The sequence below is a fragment of the Rhodospirillaceae bacterium genome (genome assembly GCA_028819475.1).
Taxonomy (GTDB): domain Bacteria; phylum Pseudomonadota; class Alphaproteobacteria; order Bin65; family Bin65; genus Bin65.
In genome coordinates this window covers 366,475-384,822 of record JAPPLJ010000030.1, presented here as the reverse complement: position 1 = coordinate 384,822, position 18,348 = coordinate 366,475, and the positions used below count along the sequence as shown (strand labels likewise).

Annotated in this window: 17 protein-coding genes; 12 read left to right on the top strand and 5 right to left on the bottom strand. The window is 67.4% G+C overall.

Annotation, left to right across the window (positions count from 1 at the left end; translation table 11 throughout):
* Positions 1 to 134 precede the first annotated feature (134 nt).
* The 12 genes from glnT (at position 135) to OXM58_09355 (ending at position 13,589) form a co-directional block, all read left to right on the top strand.
* Positions 135 to 1,442: a type III glutamate--ammonia ligase gene (gene glnT, locus OXM58_09410; protein MDE0148580.1), complete on the top strand. Its 1,308-nt coding sequence runs from the start codon at positions 135 to 137 to the stop codon at positions 1,440 to 1,442.
* A gap of 35 nt (positions 1,443 to 1,477) precedes the next feature.
* Positions 1,478 to 2,266 carry a peptidoglycan editing factor PgeF gene (pgeF, locus tag OXM58_09405; GenBank protein MDE0148579.1) on the top strand — a complete coding sequence of 263 codons (789 nt, stop codon included), beginning with the start codon at positions 1,478 to 1,480 and terminating at the stop codon, positions 2,264 to 2,266.
* On the top strand, positions 2,266 to 3,417 hold the full coding sequence (locus tag OXM58_09400; GenBank protein ID MDE0148578.1) for a Xaa-Pro peptidase family protein: 1,152 nt from the start codon (positions 2,266 to 2,268) through the stop codon (positions 3,415 to 3,417). Before pgeF ends, OXM58_09400 begins: the two co-directional genes overlap by 1 nt.
* 198 nt (positions 3,418 to 3,615) lie before the next feature.
* On the top strand, positions 3,616 to 5,034 hold the full coding sequence (locus tag OXM58_09395) for a pyridoxal-dependent decarboxylase (GenBank protein MDE0148577.1): 1,419 nt from the start codon (positions 3,616 to 3,618) through the stop codon (positions 5,032 to 5,034).
* 39 nt (positions 5,035 to 5,073) lie between these two features.
* Entirely contained in the window at positions 5,074 to 5,676 is a 603-nt protein-coding gene (locus OXM58_09390; protein MDE0148576.1) for a DsbA family protein, read from the top strand.
* An 18-nt stretch (positions 5,677 to 5,694) separates the two neighbouring features.
* Entirely contained in the window at positions 5,695 to 5,976 is a 282-nt protein-coding gene (locus OXM58_09385; GenBank protein MDE0148575.1) for a HigA family addiction module antitoxin, read from the top strand.
* Positions 5,973 to 6,683 carry an SDR family NAD(P)-dependent oxidoreductase gene (locus OXM58_09380; protein ID MDE0148574.1) on the top strand — a complete coding sequence of 237 codons (711 nt, stop codon included), beginning with the start codon at positions 5,973 to 5,975 and terminating at the stop codon, positions 6,681 to 6,683. Before OXM58_09385 ends, OXM58_09380 begins: the two co-directional genes overlap by 4 nt.
* A gap of 161 nt (positions 6,684 to 6,844) precedes the next feature.
* On the top strand, positions 6,845 to 8,632 hold the full coding sequence (locus OXM58_09375) for an extracellular solute-binding protein (GenBank protein ID MDE0148573.1): 1,788 nt from the start codon (positions 6,845 to 6,847) through the stop codon (positions 8,630 to 8,632).
* Positions 8,633 to 8,651: 19 nt separating this feature from the next.
* Positions 8,652 to 9,749: a microcin C ABC transporter permease YejB gene (locus OXM58_09370; GenBank protein MDE0148572.1), complete on the top strand. Its 1,098-nt coding sequence runs from the start codon at positions 8,652 to 8,654 to the stop codon at positions 9,747 to 9,749.
* A 66-nt stretch (positions 9,750 to 9,815) separates the two neighbouring features.
* A complete protein-coding gene (locus OXM58_09365) occupies positions 9,816 to 10,982 on the top strand; it encodes an ABC transporter permease (GenBank protein ID MDE0148571.1) in 1,167 nt (388 codons plus the stop codon).
* Positions 10,979 to 12,607, top strand: coding sequence for an ABC transporter ATP-binding protein (locus OXM58_09360; GenBank protein ID MDE0148570.1), 1,629 nt, complete (start codon positions 10,979 to 10,981; stop codon positions 12,605 to 12,607). The genes OXM58_09365 and OXM58_09360 overlap by 4 nt, the downstream gene beginning before the upstream one ends.
* Positions 12,608 to 12,644: 37 nt before the next feature.
* A complete protein-coding gene (locus OXM58_09355; protein MDE0148569.1) occupies positions 12,645 to 13,589 on the top strand; it encodes a glyoxylate/hydroxypyruvate reductase A in 945 nt (314 codons plus the stop codon).
* A 15-nt stretch (positions 13,590 to 13,604) separates the two neighbouring features.
* On the opposite strand, the gene OXM58_09350 is transcribed toward OXM58_09355, so the two are convergent.
* The 5 genes from OXM58_09350 to OXM58_09330 all read right to left on the bottom strand — a co-directional run bounded on the left by OXM58_09350 (position 13,605) and on the right by OXM58_09330 (position 18,347).
* Positions 13,605 to 14,996, bottom strand: coding sequence for a leucyl aminopeptidase family protein (locus OXM58_09350; protein MDE0148568.1), 1,392 nt, complete (start codon positions 14,994 to 14,996; stop codon positions 13,605 to 13,607).
* 62 nt (positions 14,997 to 15,058) lie between these two features.
* Positions 15,059 to 15,631, bottom strand: coding sequence for a TetR/AcrR family transcriptional regulator (locus OXM58_09345; protein MDE0148567.1), 573 nt, complete (start codon positions 15,629 to 15,631; stop codon positions 15,059 to 15,061).
* A 145-nt stretch (positions 15,632 to 15,776) separates the two neighbouring features.
* Positions 15,777 to 16,256 carry a peroxiredoxin gene (locus tag OXM58_09340; GenBank protein MDE0148566.1) on the bottom strand — a complete coding sequence of 160 codons (480 nt, stop codon included), beginning with the start codon at positions 16,254 to 16,256 and terminating at the stop codon, positions 15,777 to 15,779.
* Between the two features lie 138 nt (positions 16,257 to 16,394).
* Positions 16,395 to 17,795, bottom strand: coding sequence for an amidase family protein (locus OXM58_09335; GenBank protein ID MDE0148565.1), 1,401 nt, complete (start codon positions 17,793 to 17,795; stop codon positions 16,395 to 16,397).
* Between the two features lie 39 nt (positions 17,796 to 17,834).
* The gene (locus OXM58_09330; GenBank protein MDE0148564.1) at positions 17,835 to 18,347 is read right to left on the bottom strand and encodes a DUF192 domain-containing protein; all 513 of its coding nucleotides are present in this window, start codon (positions 18,345 to 18,347) and stop codon (positions 17,835 to 17,837) included.
* Position 18,348: the final 1 nt, after the last annotated feature.

Genomic DNA, 18,348 nt, shown 5'->3' with positions numbered 1-18,348 from the left:
CGCAAATCAAGTTGAGTCACTACGCGCGCCTTCGCCGGTTTGCATATCGCGCCGAATTTCGGCAACATCCTTCGACCGGCGGCCGGGCGCGGCGAGCGCCCCGGCCGGCCCCGGGACAGGAGGAGGATGGAGCGATGGCCGTCAATCTTGCCGAGACCGCAAAACAGAAGGAAATCCGCTATTTCCTGATCAGCTTCGTGGACCTGTTCGGCGTGCTGCGGGCCAAGCTCGTCCCCGCCGAAGCCATCGCGGACATGCAGGAGGAAGGCGCCGGTTTCGCCGCCTTCGCCGCGTGGCTCGACTCGTCCCCCGCCGAGCCCGACATGCTGGTCAAGCCCGATCCCGGCAGCCTGATCCAGCTACCGTGGAAGCCGGAGATCGGCTGGCTCGCCGGCGATTGCTGGATGGAGGGCGAGCCGATGCGGGATACGCCGCGGCTGCTGCTCAAGGGCAGGCTGGCGGCGGCGCGGCAGATGGGCTACCGTGTCAAGACCGGCGTCGAAGCGGAATATTTCATTGTGACGCCCGACGGCGAGGCGATTTCCGACCCGCTCGATATCCAGGCCAAGCCCTGCTACGATCAGTCGGCCCTGATGCGCCGCTACGACGTCGTCTCCGAGATCTGCGACGCCATGCTGAGCCTCGGCTGGGGGCCCTACCAGAACGACCACGAAGACGCCAACGGCCAGTTCGAGATGAACTGGAGCTACGACGACGCCCTTGTGACGGCCGACCGCCACGTCTTTTTCAAATTCATGGTCAAGTCGATCGCCGAGAAGCACGGGCTGCGCGCGACCTTCATGCCCAAGCCCTTCCCCAACCTGACCGGCAACGGCTGCCACGCGCACATTTCCTTCTGGGACGACGCCGGCGAGACCAACCTTTTCGACGACGCGGACGAGGGGTTCGGCCTGTCCGCGCTCGCGTACAATTTCCTCGGCGGCATCGTCCACAACGCGCCGGCGCTGTGCGCGATCTGGAACCCGACGGTGAACAGCTACAAGCGCATCAACGCGCCGGTCACCCTGTCGGGCGCGACATGGTCGCCCAACATGGTCGCCTATGGCGGCAACAACCGCACGACCATGGTGCGGATTCCCGACGCCGGGCGCTTCGAGCTGCGCCTCATGGACGGCTCGGCCAATCCCTACCTGCTGCAGGCGGGCATCGTCGTCGCCGGGCTCGACGGCATCGAGAATGCGCGCGATCCCGGCAAGCGCACCGACCTCGACCTCTACGCCGAGGGCCACAAGCTGCGCGGCGCGCGCAGGCTGCCGCTCAACCTGCTCGATGCGCTGCGCCTGTTCGAGCGCGACAAGGTCGTGCGCGCCGGTTTCGGAGAGAGCTTCGTCAAGAGCTACGTCAAGCTCAAGACCGGGGAATGGAACGAATACGCCGGCGCCATCTCGGACTGGGAGCGGCGCAACACCCTCGATTGCTGAGGCCGATTGCTGAGGCGGAACGGGCCTGCGCCCGCATGTCCCTGACCGTTGCTTCCGTGCCACCGTTCGAGGGGCTGCCCGGCATCCGCTACGGCTTTTTCGGCAGCCGGGGCGGAGTCAGCGCCGGCATCTATGCCTCGCTGAACGGCGGGCAGGGGTCCGGCGACGACCCCGGCGCGGTCGCGGAAAACCGGCGCCGCGTGGCCGGTGAACTGGAGGTCGAAGAAAGCGCTCTCGTGTCGGCATTCCAGTGCCACAGCGACCGGACCGTGACGGTTTCTGAGCCCTGGACCCGCGAGACCCGCCCGCGCTGCGACGCCATGGTGACGGACCGGCCGGGCATCGGGCTCGGCGTGCTGGCGGCGGATTGCGGGCCTGTCCTGCTCGCCGACGCCGAAGCCGGGGTGGTCGGCGCAGCCCACGCCGGATGGAAAGGCGCCCTTGCCGGCGTGCTGCCGAACGCGGTCGCGGCGATGGAAAGGCTGGGCGCCGACCGGTCGCAGACCGTCGCGGCGCTGGGGCCCTGCATCCGGCAGGCCTCTTACGAAGTCGGCCCGGAGTTCCCCGCGCCATTTTTCGAGCAGGACCCGGACAATGCACGCTTCTTCGAGACCGGCGCCAGGCCGGGACATCACCAATTCGACCTGGGCGGCTACATCGTTGCGCAGCTGGAGGCCGCCGGCCTCGCCGCCGTGTACGACACCGGGCTCGATACCTATGCCGACCCCGACCGGCTGTTCAGCTTCCGGCGCAACACCCATCGCGGCCATCGGGATTACGGCCGCAACGTCTCGGCGATCTGCCTGACCGGGGACGCCGGATAATGCCGCTGCATTTCTCCGAAGCCGAACTGGCCGACCGGCGGCGGCGGACCTGCGCGGCGATGGCCGAGGCCGGCTTGGACGGCCTGCTGTGCTTCCGCCAGGAATCGATGTTCTGGCTGACCGGCTACGACACCTTCGGCTTCGTCTTTTTCCAGTGCCTCTATCTCGGCGCGGACGGCACGATGACGCTGCTCACCCGCGCGCCCGACCTGCGCCAGGCGCAACAGACGTCCGTCATCGAGGACATCCGCATCTGGGTCGACCTGCCCGACGCCGGCCCGGCGGAACAACTGCGCGCAATTCTGGACGAACATGGCTGCCGCGGCAGGCGCCTCGGCGTGGAGTGGGAGGCCTACGGTCTCACCGCCAATAACGGGCGCGCCGTCGAGGCTGCGATGGACGGGTTCTGCACGCTGGAAGATGCGTCGCGGCTGGTCAGCCGGCTGCGGCTGATCAAGAGCCCCGCGGAGATGGGCTATGTCCGCCGCGCCGCGGAGCTGGCCGACGCGGCCTGGGCGGCGGCGGTCGACCTCGCCGAACCCGGCGCCTTCGAAGGCGATATCCTGGCCGCGATGCAGGGCGCGGTCTTCCGCGGCGGCGGCGACTATCCCGGCAACGAATTCATCGTCGGCTCCGGGCCGCAGGCGCTGCTGTGCCGCTATTTCACCGGCCGGCGGCACCTGGATGCGCAGGACCAGCTCACCCTGGAATTCGCCGGCGTCTACCGGCGCTATCACGCCTGCCTGATGCGCACCCTGTGCATCGGCGCGCCGCCGGCCCGGCAGGTCGAAATGCACAAGGTCGCCGTCGAGGCGCTCGACGCCGCAAGGGACGCGCTCCGGCCCGGCCGGTCGGTGGGCGAGGTGTTCGACGCCCATGCACGGGTGATCGATGCGGCCGGCATGCAGGCGCACCGGCTCAACGCCTGCGGCTATTCCCTCGGGGCCACCTTTGCGCCGATCTGGATGGACTGGCCGATGTTCTTCCACGGCAATGCCGTGGAGGCTGCGCCCGGCATGGTCTTCTTCATCCACATCATCATCTTCGATTCGGACGCCGGCCTTGCCATGACGACCGGCCAGACCGTGGCCGTCACCGGGACGGGGTGCGAGGCGCTGACCGGGGCGCCGCTCAACCTCGTCGTGAAATAGTGGTCGTGAAGTAGCCGGCCGATGCCCTGGATGTTCATGTTTCTGCTGTTCTGCCTGCTCGGGCTGGTCGCGACCTGCGTGCTGATCTGAACGCTGCCACGGTTCCGCCGCCGGGCGTAATCTGCACGGCTTCGATCCGGCATCCGGCCTGCCCCGGACGGGCGCAAGTTCGACGGGATACCGACCCAGGAATTCGATATGGACGATTTCGATTTTCGCCACTGGTCGCACAAGGCGGCGGACTGGAGCGCCGACTATCGCGAGACGTTGCGCGACCGGCCGGTGCGGGCGCAGACGACACCCGGCGAGATTGGCGCCGCGATCGCCGATGCGCCGCCGGAAGCCGCCCACGACATGGCGGACATCTTCGCCGACTTCGAACGGCTGATTCCCGGCGGCATGACCCATTGGCAGCATCCGCGCTTCTTCGCCTATTTCCCGTCCAACGCCGCGCCCGCCGCGGTGGTCGCCGAGCAGCTCGCCGGCGCCATGGCGGCGCAATGCATGCTCTGGCAGACCTCGCCGGCAGCGACCGAGCTGGAAATCAAAATGGTCGACTGGCTGCGCCAGGCGGTCGGCCTGCCGGCGGATTTCAAGGGCGTGTTCCAGGATACGGCCTCGACCGCCACCCTGTGCGCCGTGCTGACCATGCGCGAGCGCGCCCTCGACTGGCAGGGCAACCGGGAGGGGCTGTTCGGGAAGGCGCCATTGCGCATCTACGCTTCGGACCAGACTCACAGCTCGATCGACAAGGCCCTCTGGGTTGCCGGCCTCGGGCAGGACAATCTGGTCAAGCTGCCGACCGATGCGGCGCTGGCGATGGATGTCGATGCGCTGAAACGGGCGATCCGCGACGACCGGGCAGCGGGGATGACGCCGGCCGGCATCGTCGTCTGCGTCGGCGGCACCTCGGTCGGCGCGATGGACGATGTGCGCGCCGTCTGCACCGTGGCGGCGCAGGAGGGCCTCTACAGCCATGTCGACGCCGCCTGGGCCGGTTCCGCCATGATCTGTCCGGAGTACCGGCATTTCTGGGACGGCGTGGAGCTGGCCGACAGCATCGTGCTCAATCCGCACAAATGGCTCGGCGCGCCGGTCGAATGTTCGGCCCATTTTGTCCGGTCGCCGGAGACGCTGGTGCGCACGCTGGCGATCCAGCCGGAATATCTCCGGACCCACGGCAGGGACGGCATCGTCAATTTCAGCGAATGGTCGGTCACGCTCGGCCGGCGGTTCCGCGCGCTCAAGGTCTGGTTCCTGCTGCGCGCCTACGGCCTGGACGGCCTGCGCCGCCGCATCCGCAACCATGTCCGCTGGACCGAAGCTCTTGCCGCCCGGCTGGCGGTGGAACCCGGATTCGAAATCGTCACGGCGCCGGTCCTGTCGCTGTTTTCCTTCCGCTATGCGCCGGACGGCGTTTCCGAAGACGATCTGGACGATCTTAACCTGCGGCTGGTCAACGCGATCAACGACGACGGCGCGATCTACCTGACCCAGACCGTCCATGGCGGCCGGGTGGCGATCCGGTTCGTCGCCGGGCAGTTCGACGCTGCGGAAGAGGATGTCGCGGGCGCGTTCGACGCAATCGCAGGGGTTGCGCATTCCCTGCCGACCTGATTGCTTGACGCGCGTCAGCAAAACCGAAGAGACCGCCTCATGGCCGACCCGATTACCCTCTACTTCGACCTCCCCTCCGCCCATACCTATCTGGGCATCGCGGAATTGCAGAGGGTGGCGGCGAAACACGGCCGCGGGATCGACTGGGTGCCGATCTCGCTGATGACGGTCTGGAAGATTCACGACTACATGCCGATCGGCAATCCGATCGCCAAGGGCCGCTACATCAAGAAGGATTTCACGCGCACCGCCGGCCTGCTCGGCCTGCCGCTCAACATTCCCAAATCCTTCCCGCGTGGCGATCTCAGCCAGGCGCGCCACCTGATCTGGCGCATCCGGTTGCAGGACCCGGAGCCGGCCAACCGCCTGTCCGCCGCGCTGATGCAGGGCTACTGGGCCGAAGGGGCGGACCTGTCGGAGTCGGACGCGCTGAAGGAAGCCGCCTCCGCGGCCGGGGTTTCGACGGCCGATGTCGACGCCGCGGCAGACGATGCGGCAGCGGCCGAAGCCTGCGCCAACACCAGCCGGGAGGCCGCCGAAGCCGGGATATTCGGCACGCCCCACATGGTCGCCGACGGCGAACCGTTCTGGGGCCACGACCGCATCCGCTATCTCGACATGTGGCTGGACAGGAATTCGTAGGGCAGGGCGATAGAACCGATGGAGAATCCCTCCCATCCGGGCGAGGTGCTCGCCCAATTGTTTCTCGAACCGCTGGGCATGAGCGCGATCGCGCTTGCGAAACGGCTGAACGTGCCCCGGACCCGGATCGAACGGCTGGTCAGGGGCGAGACGTCGCTGACGGTCGATACCGCCATGCGGCTGGCAAGGTTCTTCGGCAATACCCCCGAATTCTGGATGAATTTGCAGCGGGCTCACGACCTCGCCCAGGCCCGCAGGACGCTCGATCTCTCGAACATCGTCCCCCTGGAGGCGGCATGACGGACCGGAAACCCGCCTGCCTCGTCATCGGCGTCGGCCCCGGCACGGGCGAGGCGCTGGTCCGGCGGTTTGCCGAGGGCGGCTATGCCGTCGCCATGATCGCGCGCAAGGCCGGGCGGCTGGAGCGGATCGCCGGCGAGGTTGCGGACAGCCGCGCCTATCCGTGCGACGTGACCGATCACGAGGCGCTGCGGGCGACGCTCGCGCGGATCGTCGCCGATCTCGGCGTGCCGAAGGTGGCGATCTACAACGGGGCTCTCGCGGTCTTCGCGCCTTACCGGGAGATCGACATCGGCGACTTCGAGCGCACCTTCCGGGTGAACGTGTCCTCCCTGCTGGTCGCGGCGCAGGAACTGGCGCCGGCCATGGTCGAGCGCGGCGATGCCGCCCTGCTGGTCACCGGCAACACCGGCGCCTGGCGCGGCAAGCCGCATTTCACCGGCTTCGCGCCGACCAAGGCGGGCCAGCGCATCCTCGCCGAAGCGCTGGCCCGGGAGCTCGGGCCCAAAGGGCTCCACGTCGCCCACATCACCGTCGACGCGATGATCGATATCCCCTGGGTGCGCGAACGGATGGGCGGGGACCGGCCGGACGACGCCTACGCCAAACCGGCCGACATTGCCGGCGAGTTTTTCCGCATCGCCCACCAGCCGCGCAGCACCTGGAGCTTCAACGTCGAACTCCGGCCGTATCGCGAGCCGTGGTAAGCGCGGCAAAGATCTTACCCGTTCGAGCGTGCCTGAATCTCTCGCCTTACTTTCGCCATCGGTTTACCGCGAATAGCCTCATGCGCTGGATCGCTGCAATTCCGGCTGCTCTCGCTTCGCTTGTCGCTCTGTCGGCACATAGCGTCGCCGACGAAGCTGCCTTGGCGTCAGGCATCGTCGAGAGCCACGCCATCGCCATGCACGGGACGCCGAAATATTCGGCCGGCTTCCCGCATTTCGACTATGTCAACCCGAAGGCGCCGAAGGGCGGCAGCCTGTGGCTGGCGGCCCAGGGCACCTTCGACAGCCTGAATCCCTACATCGTCAAGGGCACGGCGGCGAGCGGGGCCGGGCTGATCTACGACACGTTGATGCGCCGGGCGGATGACGAACCGTTCACGCTCTATCCGCTGCTCGCCGAATCGATCCGCTATCCGCAGGGCCGGTCCTGGATCGAGTTCACGCTCAATCCCGCGGCGCGCTGGCACGACGGTCGGCCCGTCACCGTCGATGACGTGATTTTCTCCATGAACATCCTGCGCAAGCAGGGCCGGCCGTTCTACCGCTACTATTTCCGCGATATCGCCCGGATGGAGCGGACCGGGCCGCGTTCGGTGAAGTTCGTCTTCCGCGGCGGCACCAACCGCGAGCTGCCCCTGATCGTCGCCGGAGACCTCAACATTCTGCCCAAGCATTATTGGGAAAAGCGGGACTTTTCGAAATTCTCCCTCGATCCGCCGCTCGGCAGCGGACCCTACCGGATCGGCAAGGTCTCTCCCGGCCGCCGGATCGAATTTCTCCGGGTCAAGGACTATTGGGGCCGGAACCTGCCGGCGAATGTCGGCCATTACAATTTCGACCTGATCCGCTACGAGTATTTCTTCGACGCCTCGGTGATGCGCGAGGCGCTGAAGGCGGGCCAGTTCGACTATCGCGCCGAGAACACGGCCTCCGCCTGGGCGCGGGCCTACGACATCGCCGCGAAGCGCGAGGGGCTGCTGGTCCAGAAGACCTTCCCGACCGGCCAGCCCAGCGGCATGCAGGCCTTCGTCTACAATTTGCGCAATCCGCTGTTCCGGGACTGGCGGGTGCGGCGGGCGCTGGTCTACGCCTTCGATTTCGAATGGACCAACCGCAACCTGTTCTTCGGCCAGTATGCCCGGACCCGGAGCTTCTTCGACAATTCCGAACTCGCATCGCGCCCCGGCAAGCCCAGGGGCGCGGTGCTGAGGCTGTTGCAGGATTTGAAGCGGCGCTATCCCGGCGCGGTGCCGGACCGGATATTCGCATCGCCCTACACGCTGCCCGTCTACAGGGACAGCAACATCCGTCCGGGCCTGCGCGCGGCCTTCAGTCTGCTGAAAGAGGCCGGCTGGGTCGTCCGCGATTTCCGCTTGGTCAACGCAAAGACGGGCCGGCCGTTCAGCTTTACCCTGCTGTTGCGCTCGCCGGCCTTCGAAAGGATCGTGCTGCCCATCCGGCGCAATCTGAAACGGCTGGGCATCGACATGCGCATCCGGCTGGTCGATTTCTCCCAGTATGTCAACCGGGTGCGCAAGTTCGATTTCGACGTCGTCGTCCTCGGCTGGGGCCAGTCGCTCTCGCCGGGCAACGAGCAGCGCGGTTTCTGGACGACGGCTGCCGCCAAACGGCCCGCCAGCAACAACTGGAGCGGCCTGCAGAACCGGGCCGTCGACGACCTGGTGGAGCAGTTGATCGCCGCGCCCGACCGGAAGAGCCTGGTGCTGCGGACCCGGGCGCTCGACCGGCTGCTGCTCAGCCAGCATTTCGTCATCCCGAACTGGCACATCCCCTATGATCGCATCGTGTTCTGGGACAAGTTCGGCTATCCGGACAAACCGACGATCGGCGGCGCGGATATCATGACCTGGTGGTTCGACCCTGCGAAGGCGGCCCGGCTGCGCGGCCGGATCGCGAGCCTGAAATAGCGGTCGCGGGAAACGCGCGATGCTGGCCTATATCGTCCGCCGCCTGCTGCTGATCATCCCGACCTTGCTCGGGATCATGGTGATCAACTTCGTCATCATCAACATGGCGCCGGGCGGGCCGATCGAGCAGCTGATCGCAAACCTGCGCCAGGGCGGCGACCAGGTCGCGGAGCGCACCGGTTCGTCCCGCGGGCAGGAGGCCGGCATCGGGCAGCAGGAGCGGCAGCCGGGCGCCGAATCGCGCGCCGGCCGGGGCCTCGATCCGGAGCTGCTGGAGAAGCTGCGCAAGCAGCTCAATCTCGACAAGCCGCCCCACGAACGGTTCGTCCTGATGGTCGCCAACTACGCGGCCTTCGATTTCGGCCAGAGCTTCTTCAAGAACCGGCCGGTGGTCGATCTGGTGCTGGAGAAGATGCCGGTCTCGATATCGCTGGGGTTGTGGACGACGCTGATCGTCTATCTGGTCTGTATCCCGCTCGGCATCCGCAAGGCGGTGCGCGACGGCTCGGCCTTCGACATCTGGACCAGCGGCGTCGTCGTGGTCGCCAACGCAATTCCCGGATTCCTGTTTGCTATCATGCTGGTCATCCTGTTCGCGACCGGGGCGGTGTTCCAGTGGTTCCCGCTCAAGGGGCTGGTGTCGGAGAATTTCAGCGAGCTTTCCACGGCCGGGCAGGTGCTGGACTATCTGTGGCACATTGCATTGCCGGTGCTGGCGCTCGTGATCGGCGGCTTTGCGGCGCTGACGCTGCTGACCAAGAACAGCTTTCTCGAAGAGATCAACAAGCAGTATGTCGTGACCGCGCGCGCCAAGGGCATGGGCGAGCGGCGGGTGCTCTACGGCCATGTCTTCCGCAACGCGATGCTGATCGTGATCGCCGGCTTCCCCGGCGCCTTTATCGGCATCCTGTTCACCGGCTCGCTGCTGATCGAGATCATCTTCAATCTCGACGGCCTCGGCCTGCTCGGCTTCGAGGCGATCGTCAACCGGGATTATCCGGTCGTCTTCGCAACCCTGTTCTTCTTCTCGCTGATCGGCCTGCTGGTGAAGCTCATCACCGACCTCACCTACATCTGGGTCGATCCGCGGATCGATTTCGAGGCCCGGCAAGCATGAGACTCCAGGCATGAGTATCCGGGCATGAGTATCCGGCCATGAGTATCCGGCCATGAGTATCCGGCCATGAGCGTCGCCCCGGCCCGGAAGGACAGCGTCCTGTGGTGGCGGATCACGCCGGTGACGGCGCGGCGGCTGGCCAATTTCCGCGCCAACCGGCGGGGCTATTGGTCACTCTGGATCTTCGCCGCGCTCTTTGTCCTCAGCCTGTTCGCCGAGTTGATCGCCAACGACCGGCCGATCGTCGTCTGGTACGACGGCGGCCTCTACCTGCCCTCGGTCAGCCGCTATGCCGAGACGGCCTTCGGCGGCGAGTTCGAGACCGAGGCCGACTACACCGACCGCTTCGTGCAGCAGAAGATCGGCGAGAAAGGCTGGATGGTCTGGCCGCTCATCCCCTACCGCTACGATTCCCAGGTCATCGGCCTGCCCGAACCGTCGCCGACGCCGCCATCGGCCGCCAACCCGCTCGGGACCGACGACCAGGCGCGCGACGTGCTGGCCCGGGTGATCTACGGTTTCCGCCTGTCCGTCCTGTTCGGCTTGGTCCTGACGCTGCTCAGCAGCGTGATCGGCGTGGCGATGGGCGCGATCCAGGGCTATTTCGGCGGCTGGACCGACCTGTCCCTGCAGCGCTTCATCGAAATCTGGGAATCCGTCCCGATCCTCTACCTGCTCATCATCCTTTCGGCCATCGTGGAGCCGAATTTCTGGTGGCTGCTCATCATCTTGCTGCTGTTCAGTTGGATGGCGCTGGTCGGCGTGGTGCGCGCGGAATTCCTGCGCGCGCGCAATTTCGATTATGTCCGCGCCGCCCGGGCGCTCGGTGCGAGCAATGTCACCATCATGTTCAGGCATGTCCTGCCCAACGCGATGGTCGCGACCCTCACCTTCATGCCCTTCATCCTGTCCGGCTCGATCGTCGCGCTGACGTCGCTCGATTTCCTGGGCTACGGCCTGCCGCCCGGCTCGCCGTCGCTGGGTGAATTGCTCAAGCAGGGCCGGTCGAACCTCGAATCGCCCTGGCTCGGCGTCACGGCGTTCTTCGTGCTCGCCGCCCTGCTGAGCCTGCTCGTGTTCATCGGCGAGGCGGTGCGCGACGCCTTCGATCCGCGCAAGGGCATCGCCGCCGCCGCGCCGCCGCCGGAGCAGGATCCGGATTCCGCAGCAGCAATTTCGAACGTCCGCCAGCCGGCCGACGGCGCGCTCGCCGCCGCGGGACGGGTCCCATGAGCGCCGAACGCCTGCTTACCGTCGACAATCTGAAGGTCGATTTCAACGTGCCGGACGGCACGGTCCATGCCGTCAAGGGCGTTTCCTTTCATGTCGATAAAGGCGAAACGCTGGCGATCGTCGGCGAAAGCGGCTCGGGCAAGTCGGTCTCGGCGCTGTCGGTGCTCCAGCTCCTGCCCTACCCGCAGGCGAGCCATCCCGCCGGCGCCGTCGACTTCCAGGGCGAAGAGCTGATCGGCGCATCGAAGCAGGTGCTGCGCCGGATTCGCGGCAACCGCATTTCGATGATCTTCCAGGAGCCGCTGACAGCCCTCAACCCGCTGCACACCGTCGAGAAGCAGATCGGCGAAATCCTGCGCATCCACAAGGGCATGGTGAAAGGCGCGGCGCGCAAGCGGGTGCTCGAACTGCTGGAGAAGGTCGGCATCAAGGAGGCGGAGCGGCGGCTCGGCTCGTTCCCGCACGAACTCTCGGGCGGTCAGCGCCAGCGGGTGATGATCGCCATGGCGCTCGCCAACGAGCCCGACCTGCTGATCGCCGACGAGCCCACGACGGCTGTTGACGTGACGATCCAGGCGACGATCCTCCAGCTCCTGAAGGACCTCCAGAAGGACATGGGCCTCGGCATCCTGTTCATCACCCACGATCTCGGCGTGGTCGAACATTTCGCCGACCGGGTCGCGGTCATGCGCCTCGGCGAGATCGTCGAGGAGGGCGCCGTCGCCGACGTGTTCGGCCGGCCGCAGCACGAATACACCCAACGCCTCCTGGCCTCGGAGCCGAAGGGCACGCCGCCGGAGGTGCCGGACAGCGCCGCCGAAATGCTCGCCACCGAAGGGTTCCGGGTCTGGTATCCGATCAAGGCCGGCGTGTTCCGCCGCACCGTCGATCACATCAAGGCGGTCGACGAGGTGGCCTTGCGCGTCCGGGCCGGCGAGACCGTCGGCGTCGTCGGCGAGAGCGGGTCCGGCAAGTCGTCGCTCGGGCTGGGCCTGCTGCGGCTGATCTCGAGCCGCGGGCCCATCGTCTACCAGGGCCGGGACATCCAGGGCCTCGGCTGGAAGGCGCTGCGCCCGCTGCGGCGCGAGATGCAGATCGTGTTCCAGGATCCGTTCGGCAGCCTGAGCCCGCGGCTTTCGGTCGGCGAGATCGTCGAGGAAGGACTCAAGATCCACGGCCTGGGAGACCCCGATGCGCGCGAGCGGGCGGTCATCGATGCCCTGGCGGAGACCGGCCTCGATCCCGATACCCGCCACCGCTATCCGCATGAATTTTCCGGCGGCCAGCGCCAGCGGGTTTCGATCGCCCGCGCCATCGTGCTCAAGCCGAAGGTCGTGGTGCTGGACGAACCGACCTCCGCGCTCGACCGGTCGGTGCAAAGCCAGATCATCGACCTGCTGCACCAGCTTCAGCGCGATCACGATCTGGCCTATCTGTTCATCAGCCACGATCTGAAGGTCGTCCGGGCGATGAGCCACCAGGTCATCGTCATGCGCGACGGCAAGGTGGTGGAGCAGGGCCCGGCGGCCGACGTGCTCGACAATCCGCAGGCGGCCTACACGCGGGCCCTGATGGATGCGGCCTTCGATTTCAAGGCCGACGAGACAGGCATCGTCGCGGCTTGACGGCCTGCGGCGGACAACGAAGAAGGACGGCGCGACGATGACTTTGCTCCTGGCCTCCTCCTGGGGCGACATGGACCCCTATTTCGGCAAATGGCGCGAAATGCTGATCGCGCAGCCGGGCGGGATCGAGGTGCGGCTGTATCCGGACGAACTGGGCGACGCTGCGGACATTACCGCCGCGCTGGTCTGGGATCCGCCGCCAGGCCTGCTCGCCGGCCTGCCGAATTTGAAGCTGATCCAGTCCCTGGGCATGGGCGTCGACCATATCTTCAGGCACGACGACCTGCCCGAGGGCGTCCCGGTGGCGCGCCTGGTCGATCCCGACCTCGTGGCGCGGATGAGCGAATATTGCGTGCACAGCGTGCTGCATTATCACCGCGACGCCGACCGCTACGACCGGGACCAGGCGGCACGGCGCTGGAACCCGGTCTCCTATCCGGCCGCGAGCACGCGCCGGGTCGGCATCATGGGCGTCGGCGCGATCGGCGCCGATACCGCCGCAAAGCTGAAACATCTGGGATTCGACGTCGCCGGCTGGAGCCGGACGCCCAAGGACCTTCCGGGCGTCGTCGGCTTCCACGGCGCGGAGGGGTTCGCCGGCTTCCTGCAGCGCTCGGAGATCGTCGTCTGCCTGCTGCCGCTGACCGCGGAGACGGAGGGCATTCTCGATGCAAGGGCCTTCGATCTGATGCCCTTCGGCGGCGGCATTATCAACGCGGCGCGCGGCGGCCATGTCGTCGACGCCGACCTGATCGCGGCGCTGGATTCGGGCAAGCTCGGATTCGCCAAGCTGGACGTGTTCCGGGAGGAGCCGCTGCCCGGGGACCATCCCTTCTGGCGCCACCCGAAGATCCGCATCACGCCGCACAATGCCGGCATCACCAATCCGACGACTGCAGCGGCCGAGGTCGCGGAAAACTACCGCCGGGCGATGCGCGGCGAGCCGCCGAACAACATCGTCGACCCTGCGCGGGGCTATTGAGGGGCCGCCGGCCCGTCAGCCGTAGCGCGCTTCGATCGCGGCGAACAGGGCGCGCAGGGCGAGCGCCTCGCCGCCCTTGGGCCGGCCAGGCCGGGCGGTCATGTTCCAGCCCATCGTGTCGATGTGCGCCCAACGGGCCGCACCGTCGACGAACCGTTCCAGGAACAGGGCGGCGGTGATCGCGCCGCCGAACGGGCCTTCCGGCGCGTTGGTGATGTCGCCAGCGTCGCCCTCGATGCGCTTGCGGTAGCCCGGCCACAGCGGCAGGCGCCACAGCGGGTCGTCCGCGGCTTCGGCCTGCACGAGGATATCCCCGGCCAGCGCGTCGTCGTTGCAGAACAGCGCCGGCAGTTCGGTCCCCAGCGCCACCCGGGCCGCGCCGGTCAGCGTGGCGACGTCGAGCAGAAGGTCCGGCTCCTCGCCCGCCGCGTCGGCCAGGGCGTCGCTCAGGATGACCCGGCCTTCCGCATCGGTGTGGCCGATCTCGACCGTCGTGCCGCTGCGCGTGCGGATCACGTCCATCGGCCGGTAGGCGTTGCCGGCAATCGCGTTCTCGACCGCCGGGATCAGCAGGCGCAGGCGCACCGGCAGTTTCATCGCCATGATCATGCCGGCGAGGCCCAGGACCGTCGCCGCGCCGCCCATGTCCTTCTTCATCAGCTTCATGCCGGACGCCGGCTTGATGCCCAGGCCGCCGCTGTCGAAACACACGCCCTTGCCGACCAGCGTGACCTTCGGCCGGTCCGGATCGCCCCAGGCCATGTCGATCAGGCGGGGCGCGTCTGCGGCGGCCCGGCCGACGGCGTGGATCGCCGGATAGTTCCGCTCCAGCAGGTCGTCGCCGACCGTGACGCGGAATTCGGCGCCGTGCCGCCCGGCGACCGTTTCGGCGGCGGCGGCCAGATCGCTCGGTTTCATGTCCTCGGCCGGCGTGTTGATCAGGTCGCGCGCCAGGAACACCGCCTCGACGGTCGCGATCAGCCGTTCGCGGTCGATACCTTCCGGCAGTCCCAGGACCGGCCGCGCCTTCGTCTCCGTCGTCTTGTAGCGGTCGAACCGGTAGGCGCCGAGTATCCAGCCCAGCGCGGCCTGCGCCGGGTCGGCGCCGGAGTCGAGCGCGTAGTCGCCGGGGGGCAGCCGCTCCGGCAGCGCCGCGATGCGCCAGATGTCCGGCGTGTCCGCGTCGCGGCCGCACAGGATGCGCTCCACATTGCCGGCCGCGCCGGGGACCGGGCAGACGGCGCCGGCCTTCACCTCGAAACCGGACGAGTCGACCCAGGCGCGAATGCGCGGCTCCCGGCCGGCGAGCCAGGCCTCCAGTTCGCCGGCGTCGAGCACCGAAATCGGCACCGCCTCGCCGGCAGGTTGCGGTGCGGTGCTGGTCGCTGTGTCGAAGTTCGGGTCCATGGCGCCGTTCTATAGCCGGCGTTTGCCGCGCACGCTACAGGACGCGCCGGCGGTTCGGCGGCTCAGACGCTCAGCGCCGCGCCGGCGACCGAAACGGCGCGGCGGATCATCGGGCCGTCGGCGCCGCCGCGGATCATGACGAACATGCCGAGGTAGGTGGCGAGCGCAAAATCGGCGAGGATCGCCGCCGCGTCGGCCGTCCGTGGATCGCCCTTCAGCCGGTCGAGGAAAACCTGGCGCAGCGGGGCCATGTTGGCGCTGACCCGGGCGGCGATGACGGGGTCGTGCGCCGCCTGGTCCGCAGCGGCGTTGCACAGGAAGCAGCCGTCGCTGTAGGCGCCGGATTCGACCTGAGCCGCGATCATCTTGAGAAATCCGGCGACCGCTTCCGCGCCGCGGCAATCCTGCCGCGCGATCCAAGCGACCGCTGCGGCGACTTCCTTTTCGCCGTAGCGGTCGAGGGTCTTCAGGTAGAGCGCGTGCTTGTCGCCGAAGGCGTTGTACAGGCTGCCGGTCTTCAGCCCCGTCGCTGCTGCGAGTTCGCTGATCGACGATCCTTCGTAGCCTTTCGCCCAGAAAACGGCCTTGGCCTTGTCCAGCACGGCGCCGGAATCGAAACTGCGCGGTCGGGCCATGTGCGCCCTCTGCGTTGGTTTTTTATCGTTCGATCATAATGGAAAATGGAGAGAAAAGAAAGGCTTGGCCGAATCAGGGGGCCGCAAACGCTGTAGGGGAGGGTTTCAAACCCTCCCCTACAAAATCCGGCGGTGCCGGAGAAGACTACAAAGCCGTGAGAATCGCCTCGGCCCTGGAGACGTCGAAGGCGCCCGGCTGTTCGACATTCAGGGTGGTGATCGTCCCGTTCTCCGCGACCAGGGCATAGCGCTGGCTGCGCGTGCCGAGCCCGAAGCCGGAGCCGTCCATTTCCAGCCCCATCGCCTTGGTGAAGTCGCCGTTGCCGTCGGCCAGCATGGTGATGTCGGCGGCATTCTGCGACTTGCCCCAGGCATCCATGACGAAGGCGTCGTTGACGGAAATGCAGGCGATCTCGTCGACGCCCTTGCCCTTCAGTTCTGCGGCGTTATCGACGAAACCGGGCAGGTGCTTGGCCGAGCAGGTCGGGGTGAAGGCCCCCGGTACGGCGAACATCACCACCTTCTTGCCGGCGAAGTAGTCGCCTGTATCGATTTCCGACATGCCGTCGGCCGTCATGGTCTTGATTTTCGTGGACGGAATTTTGTCTCCAACACTGACTGTCATGCCAATCCCTCTCTCCGTTGGGTGGTGTCGATGATGTGCAAATTCATATAACGAGCGCCCCGGCCCGGTAAGGCCCGGATGGCGACGCTTTCAAATTACCCGTTGGCGACCCCGATTCCACGCGTCCCGCCGCCGCGGCTAATGCCGGACGACCGGATCGATCGGCACACGGGATGCGATTCCCAACAGGTCTTCGAGCTGCGCCGCCGCGGCGAGCAGGGCGGCCTCACCGCGATGCCTGCCGACGAGCTGCAGACCGACGGGCAGCCCGTCTTCCGTAAAGCCGCAGGGCAGCGACACGACGGGCAGCCCGGTCAGCGTGATCGAGAAGGTGATCGCGATCCAGTCGATGTAGCTCGCCATCTTCCGGCCGTCGATTTCCTCGACATAGGTCCGTTCGACCGGGTAGGGCCGGGCCTGCATGACCGGGCAGGCCAGGATGTCGTAGTCGTTCATGAAGGCGGCAACCCGGTGGTAAAGCGCCGTCCGCTCGCGCTCGGCCCGGCCGATCTCGTCGGCGGTGAGCGCCAGGCCTTTTTCGATATTCCAGACGACGTCGGGTTTCAGCTTGTCGCGATGCGCCGCCAGCAGCGGCGCCGCCCGGCCGGCGAAGAAGGCCGCGCGCAGGGTCTGGAAACAGTCGTAGGCACCGGCGAAGTCCGGGCAGGCTTCTTCGACGATCCCGCCAAGGCCGCTGAAGCCGGCTATCGCTTCGGCGCAGACGGCCTGGATTTCCCGATCGACGACCGTGACACCCAGGTCGGGCGACCAGGCGATGCGCAGGCTTGCCGGGGGTTCGCGCAGGGCTTCGACATAGGAGGAGACCGGCGGCGCGAAGCTGCGCGGATCGCGCGGGTCGGCGCCGGCCAAGGCGTCCAGCATAAGCGCGACGTCGGCCACCGTCCGCCCCATCGGCCCTTCGACGGCCAGGTCCTGGAAAGTCAGCAGGTCCGGCCCGCTCGGCACCAGGCCGGGGCTGGGCCGCAGGCCGACGACTGCATTGAAGCCGGCCGGCGTGCGCAGGCTGCCGCCCAGGTCGGAGCCGTGGGCCAGCCAGGCGGTTCCCGTGGCGAGCGCGACGGCAGCGCCGCCCGAGGAGCCGGCCGCGCTCATCCGCGTATCCCACGGGTTGCGGGTGACGCCGAACACCGGGTTGAAGGTGTTGGCGCCGGCGCCGAATTCCGGCGTATTGGACTTGGCGTAGACCACGCCGCCGCGTTCCTCCAGCCGTTCGACGACATAGTCCGAATGGTCCGGCACGTTGTCGGCGAAGATCGGCGAGCCGAAGGTGGTGCGCACGCCCTTGACCGGCGCCAGATCCTTGATCGCGACCGGCAGGCCGGCGAGCAGGCTGTGCCGGTCCGCCCGTCCGGCCGCCGCCTCCGCCCGGTCCCGGCACAGGGTCGGCAGGGCGTTGACCGCGCCGTCCACGGCCTCGATGCGCGCGCGCAGCACGTCCAGCAACTCGGCGGGCGAGACCGCGCCGGCCTTCAGCAGCGCGACGGTCTCGGTCGCGGTCTTCTTCCAGAGATCGCTCATGTCGGGTTTCCGATTGGGGGATTGTTCGGACGGCCGCGGTCAGCTCTTCTTGCGCAGCGGTTTAGGCTTGTAGCTCGGCGGCTTCTTGAGCGGTGTGCCGAACATTGCGTGGCGGATCCGGTCGCCGGGCCGGATGCCGAGTTTCTCCGCCGTCCCGTGCAGGATTTCCAGTACGGCCCGCACCGGGGCGCCCGACCGGACGATCCTGAGCGAGAAGGGCTCGCCGAAGCCGATGCTTTCGATCGTACCGTCGGCCCTGATGAACAGGATGTCGAGCGGGATCTCGGTATTCTTCATCCATATCCGCGCGAGGACCGGGCTGCCGAAATCGAACAGCATGCCTTTCCACGGGTCGAGCGTCTTGCGGAACATCAGGCCCTGGGCCATCTGGGCGGCGGAAATGGCCTGCTGGACGCGCCATTTGTAGCGCTTCTTGGCGGTGACCACTTCGATGGTGGTGTCATCGAAGACCAGTCGGGACTGAGCCGGGGCCGCGGCGCCCGACGCCAGGAACAGCAGCCCGGCGAGCGCCGGTGCCAGCAAAGACTTCATG